1 protein-coding gene and 1 pseudogene are annotated in these 1,200 nt (G+C 61.7%); both read right to left on the bottom strand.

The genetic code is table 11. From position 1 onward, the window contains the following. Positions 1–90: 90 nt before the first annotated feature. The gene (locus AWB81_RS43180; protein WP_144444405.1) at positions 91–975 is read right to left on the bottom strand and encodes an MFS transporter; all 885 of its coding nucleotides are present in this window, start codon (positions 973–975) and stop codon (positions 91–93) included. A gap of 19 nt (positions 976–994) precedes the next feature. Continuing rightward, positions 995–1,123: pseudogene (locus AWB81_RS49270) on the bottom strand (Asp/Glu racemase); the annotation flags it as partial. Positions 1,124–1,200 lie beyond the last annotated feature (77 nt).

Genomic DNA, 1,200 nt, shown 5'->3' with positions numbered 1-1,200 from the left:
CTTTGCAGCGCAGCTTCCGCACCGCTGAGAAGGCCGTTAACACCTGGTGCGATCAGGTCAAAATCGCCGCGTAGAAACTTGACTCGACTGCTACAAGATCAATTCAGTCAAGGAATCTAGCCCGACGAGCGACGCACTGCGAGCCGCGTCGTGTGCCGATATGCCACGATCGATCAGCAGAGCCGGAAGGTGTGGTCCGAGCGAAAGCGCGGCGCTCGACGCAAGGAACGCCGCGAGAAAGATGACAACGATCCGAAAGAGCTTCAGTCGCCCGCTAATGGAAGCATCGGTAGCAAATTCTCCGCTGCCACGCATCGGTGACGCTTTCGCATGCCCTCGCCTCTCGCGCAGCAGGGTGTATGCGATGACGGCGCCAACAAGCGAGATCCCGGCGAGAATCTGATACGCGCCGCGCCACCCGAACCCGGCGATAAGATGTTGCGAAAGCGCCGGCAACACGATCGTGCCCACTCCGAGCCCGACCATTGCGAGACCGATGGCAAGTCCCAATCTGCGGTCGAACCATTGCGGGAGGATCGCGAGATAGCCGAGCACAGAAGTCGCGGCCCCAGACATACCGATGACAAGCGAAAGCGCGATCCACCAACCCTGATGTCCGTCCTGCAGCCCCATGCAGGCGAGCGCGCTGGCAAAGACGATTGCCGAGATCAAAACCACCCGCCGCACACCGAAGCGGTCCATCAGTATTCCGACTAGTGGGCTGACGAGCGCGAGCCCGAGCATGGAGGCCGCATAAGACTGCGCCGCCTGAGCCCGGCCCCAGTGAAAGTCGCGCAACACGGCCGGAATGAACACGCCATTGGTCGAAATAAAGATTGCCGCAAAACCGACTGCCATGCCAAGCGCGGCGCCTAGCACGGTCGCGATGTAAGTCCCTCTTCCACCCGCCGCCGTTGCCTTCTGTTCCATTCGATGTCTCCTGATTGCTTGTCTCGGGGCGCGCGTCTTGAGCACGCGCCTTCCATGTCATGCATCAAAGGCCGGCGGCGTCGCCGAGGTAAGCGCCCGCACCCGGCAGCTTCGGATCGAGTTTGAGCAGACGCAGCATCTGGCGCGCCGTGCACACGGCCGTCGACGTGACGGGAATGCCGAGCCTCTCCTGCGTGTACCGGCTCGGATTGTCTGTTGGAGTAGGAATGACAGTCGCCTATCACCCCCTCCGCAGATCCGTACGTGCGC

The sequence above is a fragment of the Caballeronia arationis genome (assembly GCF_001544975.2).
Taxonomy (GTDB): Bacteria; Pseudomonadota; Gammaproteobacteria; order Burkholderiales; family Burkholderiaceae; genus Caballeronia; species Caballeronia arationis.
The sequence above is the reverse complement of the archived record's forward strand: the minus strand, read 5'-3'. Positions and strand labels throughout refer to the sequence as shown.